Here is a 15,758-nt window from a genome sequence, read left to right as displayed (position 1 = left end):
CGCGAGTCACGCGCCTTTCTTAAGCTCTTCCCTGCCACTACCCTCAGTTTTTAAAAAAAGTGACTTTACGGCGGGTAGTAGCGGAGCGGGTGGAATTGTTCTGAAGAAGCGGAGCGTTCGCCTTTATCCCCGGATTCCAACCTCTAATCTTTACCAAAAAAGGAATCCGGGGATAACAGCGATCGGAAAAACAATCCGCACGCGAAGCGACAACGAACCCTCCCCAGAAACTCACTCTTTTTTTAGAACAACCTCTCCTCCCCTAACCGCTTCGCAATATAATTGGCGCTAAACAACAGAATGAAGCTAACCACCGTTTTGAACATTCCGGCAGCAATGGAAAGCGAAAAGTTCCCCATCTGGATACCATATTTCAGTACGAAAATATCCAAATTTTCCGAGTAATCCACGTTCATGCCGTTGCCCAGTAAATATTGAGGTTCAAAGCCTGATTCGAGCAGGTTGCCAATGTTCATAATGAGCAGGATGATAAATACAGGCTTTAATCCTGGTAATGTCACATGCCAAATCCGCTGAAACCGCCCTGCTCCGTCCATCTCGGCCGCTTCATACTGCGAGGGATCAATCATCGTCATCGCGGCCAAATAAATGATGGTATTCCAGCCGACATTTTTCCATACCTCCGACGCACCGAGAATGCCCCAAAAGTAGCTTCCCTCACCTAACCACAGAATAGGTTCCTTAATCAGCCCAAGCCACATCAGCACCTCATTGATGATACCGCCGTCCGCAGACAGTGCAGTACTAATGATGCTGGCCGCGACCACCCAAGAAATAAAGTGTGGCAAATAGCTGATCGTCTGAACCACCCGTTTAAATACGAGCTGGCGAAGCTCATTCAGCAAAATCGCCAATGCTATAGCGGTGACAAAGCCCAGCACCAGGTTAATAAAGCTCATCGCCAGCGTATTGCGCATCACCCGCAGAAAGTGTTCATCCTGAAACAGAAAACGGAAATGCTTCAACCCGACCCAATGCTGGTCAAGCAGCTTGCGGGCAGGCTTAAAATCCTGGAAAGCAATCGTCCAGCCCCACAGAGGTAAATATTTAAAAATAAACAGCCAGATTAAAAAAGGGACGGACATCCATACGAGTGCACGCTGCTGGTTCAGCTTGTGTATAAATCCCCTAAAACCGGTCCGCCGTGAGGACGGCAAACGACCCGAGGAGGTCGTAACAGGTGGCGGTGACGTGTAGCTCATAGCTGTTTCCTCCTTTATTTTTTCCCGACCGTCTTGACTTTTTTGGCAACCTCCTTCGTGATCAGTTCCTCAAAAGCCTTCACATCCAGCTTGTTAAACTCGGTGGTGTATTCATTCCAAATGGCATCAAACTGTGCCGGTGCAGACAGCACCAAGCGCGGGAAATATTTGCGCTGCAGGTCACCTTTCTTTTGCTGAAAGATCTGCGCTGGTGAGCCTTGGGCAACCTGAATGCTCCAGGCTGGGAACCATGGACGTTCGTCAGGTGCGGAAAACATCTGCGAGAAGGACTCTACACCGTTTGCTTTTAGCAGCTTTTTATCACCTTCGGTATACGACATACGTGCAACCTCAGGCTGCCGTCCGGGGCTAGCCGAGTTGCCGTCAGGCAAGGAAGAACCGTTACCGTATCGCGGCCAGCTGTATTCAAAATATTTGAACCCAAATGAGTCACGGAACGCATCCTCACCCGTCTTTTTAATTTGCTCCTTGGTCCGATAAAAGCGCCCATTTTTATCTACATCATAGGTTTCACCTTTGATCCCCCAGTTGGATAACACTTGGTTTTCGTCGGTCAGCAGATTGTTGAAAAATTTGATGATACGTACCGGGTCCTTGGCACTGACCGTAATTCCAATGCCTCGGTTATTAACAAATGACGACGGATCAAGATACTGATCCTTTATATTCCGGTCGTATACAACAGGCAGCCCTACATATTCCAGATCATCATTACCCGATCGCTTGGAAGCCTCCTGCAGGTTATTTAGAGCCTGCCCTGCCTGCCAGCGGTAATCGAAAAAGCCCAGCACCTTGCCCGAGGTCAGCTTCGCCAAATATTGATCGTAATTGTCCACAAAGGACGATTTATCGAACAGGCCCTCTGCGTTAAGCTGATTTAGCTCTTTCAGGTACCGTTTAGTGATGTCCTTATCTCCATAATCCGTCGCCTGGTGTGTTTTCATATCAATAATTGTGCCGCCATCGTTGGGATAGCCTGCCAGATGCATCGGCGCATTCGTAAGCGCATAAAACCTATCCTGCGTGGTTAGCGCCAAGTACCCGGTTAATCCCTCGTCTGCATGCTTTTTCGTATAGTTCCGAATCAGAGTCAAGTACTCATCTAACGTTTTTATTTTTGGATATCCCGCCTCCTTCAACACTCTGCGCTGTATCCAAAAAGCTCCCTGCTCTATGTTAGGAGCAGACAAATAATCGCCGACCACCGCGCTAAACGGCAGGAAATAGATATTCCCATCCTCCGCTTTCATCAGGTTGTAGTAGGGTCCGTATACACGCTTGATATTTGGCCCATATTTGTCGATCAAATCATTCAGGGGAATAAAAGCCCCGGCATCCAGCAGTTTATCAATCGTCCCATCCGGTACAATTACGTCCGGGTAATCGTTGCTTGCAATAAACGTGCCAATCTTCGTATTCGAATCCCCTACCAAATGCTCCAGCTTCCAGTTCACGCCGGTCTGATCTTCCAAAACTTTTCCGATCCGCGTTTCATTGGTATTAATGTCTCTTCCCGCCGTGGCATTAAAATACGTGAATGTGACCTTCTCCTTGCTATCTCCCGACGCAGGCTCCTTATCCGAGCTCCCTGAGCAAGCAGCGATCATAGATGCCATCATAACCATTACCAGACTGATGATTCCGAACCTTTTGCTTGTCATGCCAGACCTTCCCCTTTCGGCCTCTTTTGTCAATTATGTGTGAATATCATGCGCACGCCCCTTGAACAACGAGAATCCCGCGCACCCTAAATTGTAAGCACTTTCATTTTATAAAATGCCGTTCAGTTTGTTCACCTGTCAATCTAAAGGTGTTACTTAGGAAACTATAGGTCCCGATCCGCAGGAATCATTATACGAATCTCCGTACCTTCGCCGGGTGCACTGCGAATGGCGAGCTCAAAGCGTTTCCCGTAGTAAAGTTTTAGACGATAGATGACATTTTGCAGACCTATACGCTCACCCATTTCTTCCTGCCTTTGCATGTAACCATATAAGCGCTGCACCTGTTCCGCAGACATGCCAACCCCATCATCCCGAACCGTTAGAATCAGTCGTCCTTCCTCATGCTCAAAAAGAATCTCAATTCGTCCCCCATGCTTTAGCGGCTCAATGCCGTGGATACTTGCATTTTCAACCAGCGTCAGTACGACCATTTTGGGAATCAGATTATCCAAGTCTTCAGAGCGCGCCTGTACATCGTACTGTATTCGCTCACCAAAGCGATATTGTTGGATTTCCAGAAAACAACGGATCAACTCCAACTCGTCCCGCAAAGTAACTCGATCCTTGTTCCACACCAGCGAATTGCGGAAAATCCGTGCCATGTTATGAATAATGCGGGCTGTCTCATCCTCATGCTTCATCAGGCTTCGCATGCGAATCGTCTCCAGCGCATTGAACAGAAAATGGGGGTTGATCTGGCTGTGAAGTGCATTCAGCTGGGCATGTCTACGCTGAATCTCCAGATTTTTTCGCTGAATATCGGCCATATAAACATCGTTAATCAGTCGTTTGATTCTCAGCGTCATCCGATTAAATTCACCTGTTAGCTGTCCGATTTCATCACTCGACTCCATACCTGGAATGAGTTCAAAATGCTGATTTTTCACCTTTTTCACATGTTTCAAAATGCGATGAAGCCGCACGTTCAGCGAACGTGTAATCCAAATAATGATCAAGGTGGGCAGCAGCATATTCACACAGGTTAACAAGAGCGCAAAATTGCGAGGTTCCTGCATTTCATACAGCACTTCATCCCTTGATACTGCGGCCACAATGCTCCAACCGTTCAGATTATTTGTAAGCACATAACTAGTCTTGAACTCCATGGTGTTCTCGGGCAGCTTGAGGGTACTATAGGCAACGCTTTTATGGTTTATATCCACCTTGGGATCATTTGTGTATTCAATTTCTCCCCGTTCGTTAAGCAGGAAGAGACTCCCCTGTAAATTCAGGTTATTGAAAATCTCCCGAATGGACGACATTCGCAGCTCTATTTTTAGTATTTTTTCACGACCACTTGGGGAATAAAAGTAGTTCATCCGTCGAATCAGGCTGAAGGGGTGTGTCTGCTCGTCGGTACTGTCGTCGGTACGGACAAATATAGGCTTGGACTGGCGTCCAGGCGGGATTTGGGTATACCAGGGGAAGCTTTTGACCCTCTCATCTATAAAGCTGATTCCCCCGGAATTCAGCAGCGTTGAATTATCAGTGTAGATCGTAATTCCACCTACGGATTGGTACACAGGGCTGTACGTATTGTTTAAGATACGACGTAAATAAGAGTCATAAACAGCAATATAGTCAGCAGGGTGGGGATATGTTTCTTCCAACACCTCATTGAGTCGATAATCGGTATAAAAGATAGACGAGATTTCCATCGCATCTTCAAATTCCCGGTGAAATTCAATTTTAATTTGTTCCAGTGCGCGCGTAATATCCTGAATACGCTGTTCCTTCACATTTTGCGAGGTAACATGGTAAAAGATCAGATTGGTCAGCACTATAGGTGTAAAAACACAGAGGAAATAAAGCAGCAGCATTTTATCTCGCAGCCGTATATGATCCAGGATAGTTCTCAGCCTCTTCATTCGCCGGACCTCTCTGGCTCGTACCCAACACTCAGGCTATTGCGGTATTCACTTGGCGTGACGTGCGCCAGCTTTTCAAACTGAGTCACAAAATAGTCTGAACTGCCGAAGCCCACGCGCTCCGCAATTTCATATATACGCAGATCCGTCTGCCGTAGCAGGCGTTTCGCCTCCTGAATGCGTAATTTCAGCAGGAATTCGTTAAAGTACACACCGTATGTTTTTCTGAACAATTGACCGAGGTATACCGGATTCATGTAAAAGCGGGCCGCAATACTTTTCAGACTTATATTCTCGTCAGCATGCTGCTCAATGTAAGCACGGATATGCTGGATTCCTCCCTGCTGACATTCCTTGCGCAGCGTCCCAATATATTTTCCACTTTCCTCGGCAAAGGCTGTAAACAATCGCTGGAGTTCACCCAGCGACAAATTCATATCCTGCCAGTTGATCATCGGTTCCAGCGACTGAATTGAGCGCTCATTTCCCTGCATGTTTTGAATGACCCGCACGATACTAAGAACGCATTGATGCAGACTCATTTTCATAGCCTCAGGAGCATAATGCTCTTCCCGAAAGCTGCTAAATAAATAACCTATAGTCGCACGCAGCTCTTCCAATTGGAGTTCCTCGACCTGCTCTGTCAAGCCATCCAGCACGTCCTGACGAATGGTCCTATAGTGGAGGGGTGGCATTTCCCCCGGCAGATAGACAACAATACCACTATGGTCATGAATGTATTTATGGAGCACTGCTTCTTTTGCACTGGCATAGGACTGCTGGATATCTCGCAACTGATTCACAGGACTTCCCGCATAAACGAACACCCGACTTCCCAACCGGTCTTTTAGTGACTCCATCCCCTCTATCTCCTGTTGTAGCGCTTTCATAAAAACTTCCACCTTGGCTTCAAAACACTCTAAAAAGAAGTCCGGTACGATAAGACCAATCCGGTTACGATGCTCATGGACATAGAGAGGGTACTTGCCGTCCATTAAACGATGAAGCGCTTGCTCTATAAGCTCCCTGAACTGGAAAAGTGATAGCATGACGCCATCGTCACCGGAGTGCCAAGGATGCTGATCGTTCAGCTCGACGAGTACATAGTACATATACGTGGCTTCTCCAAGCCGCAACTGTTGCTCCCAATGTGTCACCACTGCATCATCCACTGGGTTCATCATCATCGTCTCTAGCAGCCCGCCTGTAAGGTGGTTCTGATATCGCTGCGCGTTCTGTTGTTCTCGGTGCAATCTTTCACTCAGCTTGCGCAGTGTAGCCGAAAAGTCCTCATCATCAACCGGCTTAAGTATAAAATCATGAACTCCATAGCGGAGTGCCTGCTGCGCATAAGCAAAATCACTGTAGCCGCTCATGATAATAAAAGCAGGATGTTGGGTACTCCGTTCGAGTACAGATCGAATCAGCTCTAATCCATCCAGCACAGGCATACGAATATCGGTAATGATCAGGTCTGGGTGAAGACGACTGATTAGCTCCAGCGCATCCTCACCGTTATCAGCTTCACCCACGATTTCAAAGCCACAGATTTCCCAATCGACAAGTTGAATCAGCCCTTTGCGGGTGAAAATTTCATCATCCACTACAATGGCTCGATGCAGCTTCATAACCTGCTTCCTCCTTTCGATGAAACGTCATTTTATTGGGGTTAACTACTTCACGAGCCTTGCACGATATTCCAGCTGGAGAAAAATGGCCTTTAAAACGTATTGTGGCACTTCGGAAGCTATTTGTACAGACGGGATTTCATCATAAGGTCGCTCCAAAGCGTGAAAACTATTGCCCCCAGCTTCTTCCTCACTGAACACAACCGTGACCTACTGTGGCTTAGACATTCAGCGCTGTCACAGGTACAGTAATCCCGCTAGACAGCCGGTTTATAGCGTATTCCGGGGTGTGACTCTCCAATACAAAAGCCGCCTGGTCTAAATGACCAAGCGGCTTTTGTATGTTTGGACTGCAGTTCCTCTTCTTGCAATTTCTATACTTTATATATTTTGTGCATAGCTTTCACTTGGCGTTTTGGTCAACACCACATGCAGGCTGGAATTCGCTTCCGCACTACCACGATAGGAAAAGTGCTCATCTCCGGTCATATGGATCATATCCCCTTGGACAACTTCCGTTTCTTCACCATTTACAGTTACAGTACCGCTTCCTTCCAGAACAAGCAAATATACATTCGCTCCTGGATGATTATGTGTTGGTAGCTCAGCATTAGGGGTGAAGTTGAGAATAAAAATGACATTGTCGGCTTCCTTATGCACAATTCGTTTTGTAAATGCAGCTTCTTTATATTCCTGAAATTGAATGAGGTTTGATTTTTTCATGTAGATTCACTCTCCTGTTTGTAATTGGATTGGGCCTATATAGTCTTATTGTATTTGATTATTACGCTCGTCTTGTGATTGCGATCACAAACATAAATTTAAGTCATAAATACTTTGAAATATTCAAAAATTTGATTTCAATCATCTTTTTCATTATCCCATCCAACTAAAATCGAATTGTGTCAGACAAACCAAAAAAGCAGGAGGTTATTCCTATGAAACCAGGATTTAAGCTGGCAAAGGATATTTATTGGGTAGGAAAAATTGATAATCGTGAGGTCCCCTTTCATCGTCTTCTATTATCAAAGGGTACAACCTATAATGCATACTTACTGAAAACTGGAAAACCAACCATTATAGATACCGTAGATATGGCGTTCGGCAGAGAATTTGCGGAAGCTGTAGCGGAATTAATCGACCCGTTGGATATTCAATATATAATCGTCAATCACACGGAACCAGATCACTCCGGCGGGTTAGCGGCACTTGCTTCCAAAGCAGCAAACGCCACAATTGTCTGCACGGAGATTGCCGTTCCGGAAATTCAGCAGATGTACAAGCTCCAGCATCGGAATTTCCTCGTCATCAAGGACGGGGATCAACTGGATATTGGAGGCAAGACACTGCTGTTCAAGGAAACACCTTATCTCCATACAGAAGAAACTATGATTACGTATTGCATCGAAGACAAAATCTTGTTCCCTTGCGATATTTTCAGCACACACGTGGCTGTAGAGCATCTATTTGCCGATGAGGCCGGCTTTGATATCACCGAGGATTTTATCGGATATTATCAGGCTATCATTCATCCTCATCGCAGATATGTGCGTACATTAATCGAAGCTGTATCTGACTTGGATATTGAGATGATTGCTCCTTCCCACGGCTTCGCGATCCGACATGATATTGCCAAATTTATTGATTTGTACGCATCGATGAGCACCGAAACCAAGGATGATAAAAAAGTAGCGATTGTTTATGCCACCTTAAAAAATAATACTAAAAAAATGGCAAACATCCTGAGAGATTGCTTTTTGGAGAACCAAATCAAGGTGGAGCTATGGGATGTAGATAAAGCGGATGAAACCAAGATATTAAATAGTATTACCTCAGCGGATGCTGTTTTCGTCGGCAGCTCTACCAAATATGCCGACATGACAGGCAAATTGGAAGATCTGCTGCAAAAAATGCAAAAGATGAATTTGGAAGGTAAGCTTGCTGCCGCCTTTGGTTCCTACGGCTGGAGCGGTGAAGCCATTGAAGTCGTACAGGATTACTTGAACGGTACTAATATGAAAGTCCAGAGCACTTCAGATGTAATCAAGTCAACAGGTATGACGCATGTGGAATTCCCGGTACGCATTCGCTTCTCTCCTACAGAAGATGAAAAAGTGAAAAAAATTAAAAATGCCGCTGAATTCGTCTCAGATCTGCTGCTTAGTGTTATTTGAGCACAGGAAGCTTAGAGGGAATAGGAGAGATGCCGAATGGATAATCAACATTACGTTATCATCGGAGGGGGCGTGGCCGCTGTCAACGCGGCAAAAGCGATTAGAGATCATGATGAGCTAGCTGAAATTTCTATTTACGGGGAAGAGTCCTCCCTTCCATATAACAGAGTCAAGCTTTCGAAGGCACTATTCACTGACTTGCACAGCGACAAAATCCTGATCAAAAAGGAAAAGTGGTTTGCCAGTCAACGAATTCATGTGTATTCTGGCGTAAAGATCACGGCAATACACGCAGAGGACTGCACCATCGAAACAGCCAAGGGGCAAACCGTTGTTTACGACAAGCTGCTGCTGTGTACAGGAGCCCACAACCGTAAGCTTGTGCTGGACGGGGCTTCACTAAGGAACGTTCACAATATTCGTTTTCGACAAGATGCAGACAGACTTAAAACGGAATTGCGACAAGGAGACCGGATATGTATCATCGGCGGTGGTATTCAGGGTGTAGAAACTGCCTGGTCCTTTCAGCAAGCCGGATATGCCGTTACCATTCTGGAAGCTTCGCAACGGCTCATGCCCCGCCAGCTAGATGAAAAGGCATCCGCTATTTTGACCCGCCGAGTTATCGAACAGGGTACCCAGGTATGCCTTGGACAAGGCGTAAAGCGTATTACAGGCACAGATCATGTAGAGGGCGTAGAACTGCAGGACGGCACTGTTATTCCCTGCGAACATGTCGTGTACTCTATCGGAATTGTACCTAATACGGAGCTTGCTCGCCAAATCGGCCTTGATATTGGACAAGGCATTCTGGTAAATGCGCAGATGGAGACCAGCTCCGCCAATATATATGCGGCAGGTGATGTAGCCGAGTTCCACAATAGAGTAGATGGATTATGGGAAAGTGCTATGGAGCAAGGGAAAATAGCAGGCACTAATATGGCGGGTACCTCCACAGCTTACCAGCGTCCTCTTCCTGTCACCCTGTCCAACAGCTATGAAAGCCCCTTGTTTTCCATCGGTCTGGTAGACGAACAAGTCTGTGACACCAGCCTGACCCGTGAAAATCAAGTTTCTTATACACGTATGTTCATACAAAACGGCTCTATCTGCGGTGTGATCGGCTTTGGAGATGCTCTCGCTTCACTTCCATATAAAGCAGCCATTATCCAAGGACTCAGTCCGGATGCACCAGAGCTTACAAAAATTTTGGATGACAAGGAGAACTAAAGATGAAAAAATATGTATGTCAGCCCTGTGGATACGTTTATGATCCTGCTATGGGTGACCCTGATGAAGACGTTATGCCAGGTACAGCGTTCGAAGACCTTCCGGAAGACTGGGTTTGTCCAGTCTGCGGTGAGGATCAAAGCCATTTTGCCCCTATAGATGATACAGAATAACAAGAACACGCTATACTTTCTAGTTTCCGGTTGATGAATGGAGTGAATGAATGTGAATGAGATGTCCTGCCCCTGCCAGTGTGAACAGGAGCCCTGTGCCCGCAAAGTGCCTATCTTTTCCTCTTTGTCCTGCGAAGATTTGTGTAAGGTTAGCTCTATGATCCGGCACCGAAAATATCAGAAAGGCGAGGCCTTGATTGTCGAGGAACAGGCTTCCGATACGCTGTACATTATTAAAAGCGGGCATGTTAAGCTGCTGAAGATGACACCTCAGGGCAAAGAACAAATTCTGCACATTCTGACAACTGGCGATTTTTTTGGTGAGTTGAATATATTTAATAACGACGAGTTGAGCAATTTTAGTGCGTACGCCTTAAAGGATACTGATATTTGTATGCTCACCAAAGATGATATGGAGGAGTTGATCCGCAACAATCCCGATATCTCTTTGAGGCTGCTCAAAACGATTACCAAACGCTTGGCACATACCGAAAACCTGGCTCAAAGCCTGGCTACCAAAGACCCGGAAATTCGTATCGCCTACATGATTCTCGAACTCGGACACAAATACGGCAAGCCGGACGGCTCCTATATTAAAATAAATCTCCCCCTTTCACGCGAAGAAATGGCTAATTATGTGGGTGTCACACGTGAAACGATCAGCCGAAAATTCGGAAAGTTTGAACAGCTGGGGATTATTCATATCAAGGGTACACGTGAGATTACCATCTGCGATGTACAGAAACTGAACGAATATATGGATTGATATATACCAGGTTACTCTGGCATGAGGACAAGAAAACCGCTTCTTTAACTTATGGATTGTAGTTGACTTATCAACCACTTCCATGTTGTTAAAGGGCGGTTTCTTTTATTCTGTGCATTTGGCCATTAGCTATTCTGTAAAATAACAATAGAAACCGTAGGCCTGTTTTTGCGTAGTAATACAAAGTTTATGAACGCAAGCACGATAGCATTCCGCAAATTGATCCCTCTTATGGTGGAGAGGAACATTTCCTTGCCGCAGTGAAATGGAAGGATATTGGCGTCGTATTAGGGCTGTGCCCTCATCCAGTGACGCAATCCGTGGCTCACGTCAGCCCTCAATATAGAGGAATAAGACGCCATGGGCAAAAAAGGCCCGCGAAGAATGCGGACCTTTTGGCGAAATACAGCTAAAAAAGTTTGAAGGCACCATTGTTTGTGCTGGCAATGAGAAAAACCCAGTAATTATGTGCCACTTCTTGCGCTGTAGCGAGTACTGGAAGATGGGCGATCACCTGTGTGGTGACCGCCCATCACTCATTCTGCGGATAAAGGAGCTATATTGGTGGCCTTGGGAAGCGCAGTCTGAATTGTAGCCGGCCTGGAGCAATCCCACACTACTTTGACCAAATACCCAAACAACAACACATTTAGCAATGATGTCACACACAAAATAATACCGTAATGATCCTGAGAATTGGAGCTATAGAAAATATCAAAGGTGTTCAGGAAAATCGTAAGACTGAATCCACCCGCAAGCCACAAAAATCTGCGATCTTTCAAATACAGGTACGCCAGTACAGCTAACGCCGCCGCAGGGAACAGATACCGTTCATGCATGCTGGAAGCGAAGGTAAATACACCTGCAATGAGTACCAGTGCAGCTGCTGCTGCAAATTGTGGTTTCCGACTACGGATATACATCCACCATGTAAACAGAGTCACCAGCACAATGCAGATCATCCCCCATGTATGGTAACTGAACAGGAACAGCGTTGTAGTATCCTGCGTATAATTGCCACCAATTAGTGCGAAGAAGTTATACGCGTTCACCGAAGCATATGGATATTCGCCAACTGTCCCCTTGTATAAATCAAGCAGCCATAATGGCTCCTGCCCCCATGAAAATGGCAATATGACCAGAATGGTTGTCACAACGGCACCACCAATGGACAACAGCCAAGGCTGTATTTTGCGCTGTCTCAGCAGCTCGAAGAACAGAACCGGCGCATAAATAATCCCCTGTGGCTTCATCAATACCGCTATCGTAAACAGTACAGCGGACCAGCCGATCCGGTTTTCCACCAGCAGCACAATCATGCCCACAATCAGCATGGTAAAAAATGAATCTACCTGCCCCCAGAAGGTCGAATTGATAAATACAGCTGGGTTAAACACATAGAATATAGCCAATCCAAGGCTCACTCCATAGCCGACCCGTTTGCTTGCCAACCGGTACAGCATGTACGCTGTCACGATATCAGCTAAAATATTCGGAAGCCGCAGCAATACGGACATATAAGGACTGAAAGCATCCGTAGAGCCGATTTTACCGATTACATATAAAATATAAATATAGAACGGTGGATAATCACTGGAACCATTCGTGTAAAAGCCTGACAAGCTATCCGCTGCTGTCGTAGCCCAGTTTCGAAATAGCATTAAATCCATGTGGCCCGAGATCCATGGGGCGATCGCCATTCTTAAAAAGAATCCCACACCCAGCACAGTCCACAGCATCAGTCCCCGGTTACGTTCCCCGAGCTTCCATTCTTGAGCCCGAAAACGATACGCAATAAACACGAACACACCGAAGAACAAAGCAGCGAAAATCGCCATCGGAGTAGCATAAGCAGATGAAGAATTTCCATTTCTCCCCCCACCCATACCACCGCCAGGACCGCCCATGCCCATTCCAGATCCGTTACCAGACATGCCACCGGGGCCTCTGTGCTGTCCGTCTCTAGCAACACCACTGCCGTCCGAGGCAGACGTATCATTCCCGGCCGTTGTACCTTTGTCACCCGATGTCGACGAATTCTCACTAGAGGAGTTGGTCGTCTGGCCCGTCGTCCCCTGATTCTTGCTGTCAGAGCTGCTCGCCGCATCCGTAGATGTTGGGGGAGAATTCTGCTGATCTTGTCCTACACTTCCTGTTCCCAGGTTCCCTGCGGTCTGACCGTCAGAGGGACGTTGCCCCGGCCCTCCCATGCCTCCGCCTGCTCCCCCTCCGAACCCGCCGGATGGCCCCTGCCTAACAGCCGCAGACTGAGACGCGGAACTACCTGAATAACTCCATAACGAAACGATACTAACGGCAGCACACAATATGAGACTAAATAGAAGTATATATTTCAGACCGTTCGCTTTCCAAACGTTCAAATCCGATGCACCTCTCTCTGTTTCTATTTTCCTCATATTGTATCTGCCTTAGCTTAGGACTTTGTGAGTTCTGGCTGAATGTTGGCTGAATACGTAATCATCACACTGAACATTGCTGTTCCAACTCCATAATCGCTCTTTCTAGCTGAAATTGTGGATGCTTCAGCATGTTGCCATGACCGGCTGCTAATAGAGACGGATTGTAAGATGCCAGTTTTTTGGCGCTTTGCAGCGAAATTTCCTTGTTCCATGTAGCTAGTGCTGGAAAAGGAAACAGTGGCTTGAGCCTTCCCGCCACCGCAACACCACCCCGAGTCTGGAAGGCATCGCCTGCAATCAATGCATGGGTACGGGTATCCAAAAATCCCATCGAGCCCGGCGTATGTCCCGGTGCGCTGATCGCCAGCAGCGAACCCACGTTATCTCCATCCTCCAGTAAAACGTCAGGCTGGGTAAGGATATTCTTCGGCACGCTGCCCCGAATAGGAGTGTCTGGTTCGCCTGCCTCCAACGATACATCACCCTTCAGTAGCCGAGCATCCCGCCTTGAAATGAATACTTGCGCCTCAGGATACTTTGCCTTCAGCTTATCCAACGCACCCACATGATCTCCATGCGCATGGGTAAGTACAATTCGTATAATCGGCTGCCCAATCCGCGCCGCAGCCTGTTCAATACGCTGAGCACTGTATGGCAATCCGGCATCGATCAGGGTAAGCCCCTCTTTCTCCTCCACCAAATAACAGTTCACTGGGAACAGCCGGGGCATAAACGTTAATTGATACACATGCTGCACCTGAACGATACGCATTTTATCTCATCTCCTTGTCTTGATCATAAACTAATTATGTTAGTATTATAAATAATATAATTAGTTTTAAGCAAATTTTTTCGTAAATACCTGTCGGAACGTTATACAAAAAGCAAAAAGCAGACCCGGAATCCTGCCTCTGGGTCTGCCTTTATCCATATTTATGCATATGTCTTTCAATTCATCAGCTCTACCGGATGGCCTCAGCAATAGGCGTACTGCCGGACACCAAATCAATCGCTCGATGATACGTCTGCTTTTCCTCTAGTGCTGCTACCACCGTTGCCGCTACATCTTCACGTGAGATAGTATGGCTGGTGAGATCTTCACCGGTAGCAACCTTGCCAGTACCCGCATCATCTGTCAACCCGCCCGGACGAAGAATCGTGTAATCCAGATTGCTCGCTTCCAGCAAGCGATCTGCATAATGCTTTGCCACGTAATATGGCTTAATCGATTCAGGCCATTGCTCCCGGTTCTCCGCATATAGAGCGCTGACCATAATGAAGCGCCGGATACCCGCTTGTTCAGCGGCTTCCATCGCCTTGACTGCTCCATCAAGGTCGATGAGCAGCGTTTTATCCGCTCCTGTGTTGCCACCGGAGCCTGCCGTAAACACGACAGCGTCGCTGCCTTGTATAGCTGCGGCAATTTCACCTACCGTCCCTTCAAGGTCAGCTACTACCGTTTCTGCACCCAAACGTTCAAGCGCTTCGGCCTGATCCGGTTTGCGGATCAGTGCCTTTACGCGATGTGCTGCATGTTGCCCCAGTAGGCGAACGAGATGTTTGCCTACTTTTCCATTAGCACCAATCACCAGTACGTTCACTCAAATCCCTCCTGTATTTACGCTCCCTCGTCTACAGTGTACTGTTATATTTTACCCTTTGAGTCTAGGACACAATCACATGGCTAATCAGGTTGAACTCAGTTTTTAACTGAAGGCTCTCCCCCTCGCTTTTGCTGCAACACGCGAAGACCTGCGCAAAAGGTGTCCATCATCACTTCAACACTCTGATCCACATCTACAGGTAATCCAAAACCGCCCTTTTGTTCAAGCGAGGCAAAACCATGAAGAAGACTGCGGAATCCTCTCGCTGCATGAATGCAATCTGCTTCGTTGAAGCCGTAGCCACTGGATAGCACGGTAATGACGAGCTCCGCTACGCGATCTGCAGCTTGTCCCAGCTCGGTATCATTTCGGTCGGTTGCATACACCATCGCTTCATACAAACCAGGCCGCTCGCGTGCATACTGCATATACGCTCTCCCCATAGCAGTCAGCGCATCTTCGCCTGCTCGGCCTATGGCTGCACTCATCAATGCTTCCTCTAATTTTTCGAGGCTATGTAATGCCAGCGCTTGACGCAATCCGTTCAATCCGTCCACATGGTTGTACAAGGATGGGGGGCGAATATGTAGCTTTTGCGCCAATGTAGTGAGCGTGACCTCTCCCATCCCTCGTTCATTGGCAACATCCTCGGCAGCCTCCAGGATATCTTGTAGCTTTACTCCATTTCTAGGTGACATCATCCGGTCCCCTTTCGTTAAATTCCTATGTAAGGTTAATTTCGTATACATATACAGACTAAATTCTTATTTCATCTTAACTAATCCCGTTAGTTTATACAAAGAAAGTACCGTTTGCAACAGCTCCATACACTAACTCTTTTTTAGAAGAAGAGCCGTTAGGATATTACTGCTATAATACAAAGAGATTATAGAGCAGATTCGATATCTTTTCCGATTCCCTGCAAAG

Annotated in this window: 13 protein-coding genes; 4 read left to right on the top strand and 9 right to left on the bottom strand. The window is 46.8% G+C overall.

Going from position 1 to position 15,758, the window contains the following annotated elements:
- Nucleotides 1–242: 242 nt before the first annotated feature.
- From ACXHJ2_RS25270 to ACXHJ2_RS25250, 5 genes are all read right to left on the bottom strand, one after another.
- Complete coding sequence (locus tag ACXHJ2_RS25270) at nt 243–1,223, bottom strand: ABC transporter permease (RefSeq protein WP_013373662.1); 981 nt, start codon at nt 1,221–1,223, stop codon at nt 243–245.
- 14 nt (nt 1,224–1,237) lie between these two features.
- Nucleotides 1,238–2,905, bottom strand: coding sequence for an ABC transporter substrate-binding protein (locus ACXHJ2_RS25265; RefSeq protein ID WP_165079868.1), 1,668 nt, complete (start codon nt 2,903–2,905; stop codon nt 1,238–1,240).
- A gap of 164 nt (nt 2,906–3,069) precedes the next feature.
- Nucleotides 3,070–4,836, bottom strand: a complete 1,767-nt coding sequence (locus tag ACXHJ2_RS25260) for a sensor histidine kinase (RefSeq protein WP_165079869.1) — start codon at nt 4,834–4,836, stop codon at nt 3,070–3,072.
- A complete protein-coding gene (locus ACXHJ2_RS25255) occupies nt 4,833–6,464 on the bottom strand; it encodes a response regulator (RefSeq protein ID WP_165079870.1) in 1,632 nt (543 codons plus the stop codon). Before ACXHJ2_RS25255 ends, ACXHJ2_RS25260 begins: the two co-directional genes overlap by 4 nt.
- Nucleotides 6,465–6,845: 381 nt before the next feature.
- Nucleotides 6,846–7,187 carry a cupin domain-containing protein gene (locus ACXHJ2_RS25250; RefSeq protein ID WP_165079871.1) on the bottom strand — a complete coding sequence of 114 codons (342 nt, stop codon included), beginning with the start codon at nt 7,185–7,187 and terminating at the stop codon, nt 6,846–6,848.
- A 215-nt stretch (nt 7,188–7,402) separates the two neighbouring features.
- Here ACXHJ2_RS25250 and ACXHJ2_RS25245 point away from each other — a divergent pair, with 215 nt between their 5' ends.
- From ACXHJ2_RS25245 to ACXHJ2_RS25230, 4 genes are all read left to right on the top strand, one after another.
- Nucleotides 7,403–8,638, top strand: coding sequence for an FprA family A-type flavoprotein (locus tag ACXHJ2_RS25245; RefSeq protein WP_165079872.1), 1,236 nt, complete (start codon nt 7,403–7,405; stop codon nt 8,636–8,638).
- Nucleotides 8,639–8,674: 36 nt separating this feature from the next.
- The gene (locus tag ACXHJ2_RS25240) at nt 8,675–9,868 is read left to right on the top strand and encodes an NAD(P)/FAD-dependent oxidoreductase (RefSeq protein WP_165079873.1); all 1,194 of its coding nucleotides are present in this window, start codon (nt 8,675–8,677) and stop codon (nt 9,866–9,868) included.
- Nucleotides 9,869–9,870: 2 nt separating this feature from the next.
- Nucleotides 9,871–10,041, top strand: a complete 171-nt coding sequence (gene rd / locus ACXHJ2_RS25235) for a rubredoxin (protein ID WP_064797632.1) — start codon at nt 9,871–9,873, stop codon at nt 10,039–10,041.
- A gap of 61 nt (nt 10,042–10,102) precedes the next feature.
- Nucleotides 10,103–10,807: a Crp/Fnr family transcriptional regulator gene (locus ACXHJ2_RS25230; protein WP_031462455.1), complete on the top strand. Its 705-nt coding sequence runs from the start codon at nt 10,103–10,105 to the stop codon at nt 10,805–10,807.
- A 536-nt stretch (nt 10,808–11,343) separates the two neighbouring features.
- On the opposite strand, the gene ACXHJ2_RS25225 is transcribed toward ACXHJ2_RS25230, so the two are convergent.
- The 4 genes from ACXHJ2_RS25225 to ACXHJ2_RS25210 form a co-directional block, all read right to left on the bottom strand.
- Nucleotides 11,344–13,017 carry a glycosyltransferase 87 family protein gene (locus tag ACXHJ2_RS25225; protein ID WP_165079905.1) on the bottom strand — a complete coding sequence of 558 codons (1,674 nt, stop codon included), beginning with the start codon at nt 13,015–13,017 and terminating at the stop codon, nt 11,344–11,346.
- 271 nt (nt 13,018–13,288) lie between these two features.
- Nucleotides 13,289–13,999: an MBL fold metallo-hydrolase gene (locus tag ACXHJ2_RS25220; protein WP_165079874.1), complete on the bottom strand. Its 711-nt coding sequence runs from the start codon at nt 13,997–13,999 to the stop codon at nt 13,289–13,291.
- 190 nt (nt 14,000–14,189) lie between these two features.
- Complete coding sequence (locus tag ACXHJ2_RS25215; protein ID WP_090737743.1) at nt 14,190–14,828, bottom strand: SDR family oxidoreductase; 639 nt, start codon at nt 14,826–14,828, stop codon at nt 14,190–14,192.
- Between the two features lie 98 nt (nt 14,829–14,926).
- A complete protein-coding gene (locus ACXHJ2_RS25210) occupies nt 14,927–15,529 on the bottom strand; it encodes a TetR/AcrR family transcriptional regulator (RefSeq protein ID WP_165079906.1) in 603 nt (200 codons plus the stop codon).
- Nucleotides 15,530–15,758 lie beyond the last annotated feature (229 nt).

The sequence above is a fragment of the Paenibacillus sp. ALE3 genome (genome assembly GCF_054113405.1).
This window is presented reverse-complemented; position numbering and strand designations above follow the sequence as displayed.

Excerpts from the sequence above, each read along its gene's own strand:
- ACXHJ2_RS25260 (WP_165079869.1), bottom strand. The coding sequence starts at position 4,836 with ATGAAGAGGCTGAGAACTATCCTGGATCATATACGGCTGCGAGATAAA.
- ACXHJ2_RS25230 (WP_031462455.1), top strand. The coding sequence starts at position 10,103 with ATGTCCTGCCCCTGCCAGTGTGAACAGGAGCCCTGTGCCCGCAAAGTG.
- ACXHJ2_RS25210 (WP_165079906.1), bottom strand. The coding sequence starts at position 15,529 with ATGTCACCTAGAAATGGAGTAAAGCTACAAGATATCCTGGAGGCTGCC.
- ACXHJ2_RS25250 (WP_165079871.1), bottom strand. The coding sequence starts at position 7,187 with ATGAAAAAATCAAACCTCATTCAATTTCAGGAATATAAAGAAGCTGCA.
- ACXHJ2_RS25220 (WP_165079874.1), bottom strand. The coding sequence starts at position 13,999 with ATGCGTATCGTTCAGGTGCAGCATGTGTATCAATTAACGTTTATGCCC.
- ACXHJ2_RS25225 (WP_165079905.1), bottom strand. The coding sequence starts at position 13,017 with ATGGGAGGGCCGGGGCAACGTCCCTCTGACGGTCAGACCGCAGGGAAC.
- ACXHJ2_RS25240 (WP_165079873.1), top strand. The coding sequence starts at position 8,675 with ATGGATAATCAACATTACGTTATCATCGGAGGGGGCGTGGCCGCTGTC.
- ACXHJ2_RS25265 (WP_165079868.1), bottom strand. The coding sequence starts at position 2,905 with ATGACAAGCAAAAGGTTCGGAATCATCAGTCTGGTAATGGTTATGATG.
- ACXHJ2_RS25245 (WP_165079872.1), top strand. The coding sequence starts at position 7,403 with ATGAAACCAGGATTTAAGCTGGCAAAGGATATTTATTGGGTAGGAAAA.
- ACXHJ2_RS25270 (WP_013373662.1), bottom strand. The coding sequence starts at position 1,223 with ATGAGCTACACGTCACCGCCACCTGTTACGACCTCCTCGGGTCGTTTG.
- rd (WP_064797632.1), top strand. The coding sequence starts at position 9,871 with ATGAAAAAATATGTATGTCAGCCCTGTGGATACGTTTATGATCCTGCT.
- ACXHJ2_RS25255 (WP_165079870.1), bottom strand. The coding sequence starts at position 6,464 with ATGAAGCTGCATCGAGCCATTGTAGTGGATGATGAAATTTTCACCCGC.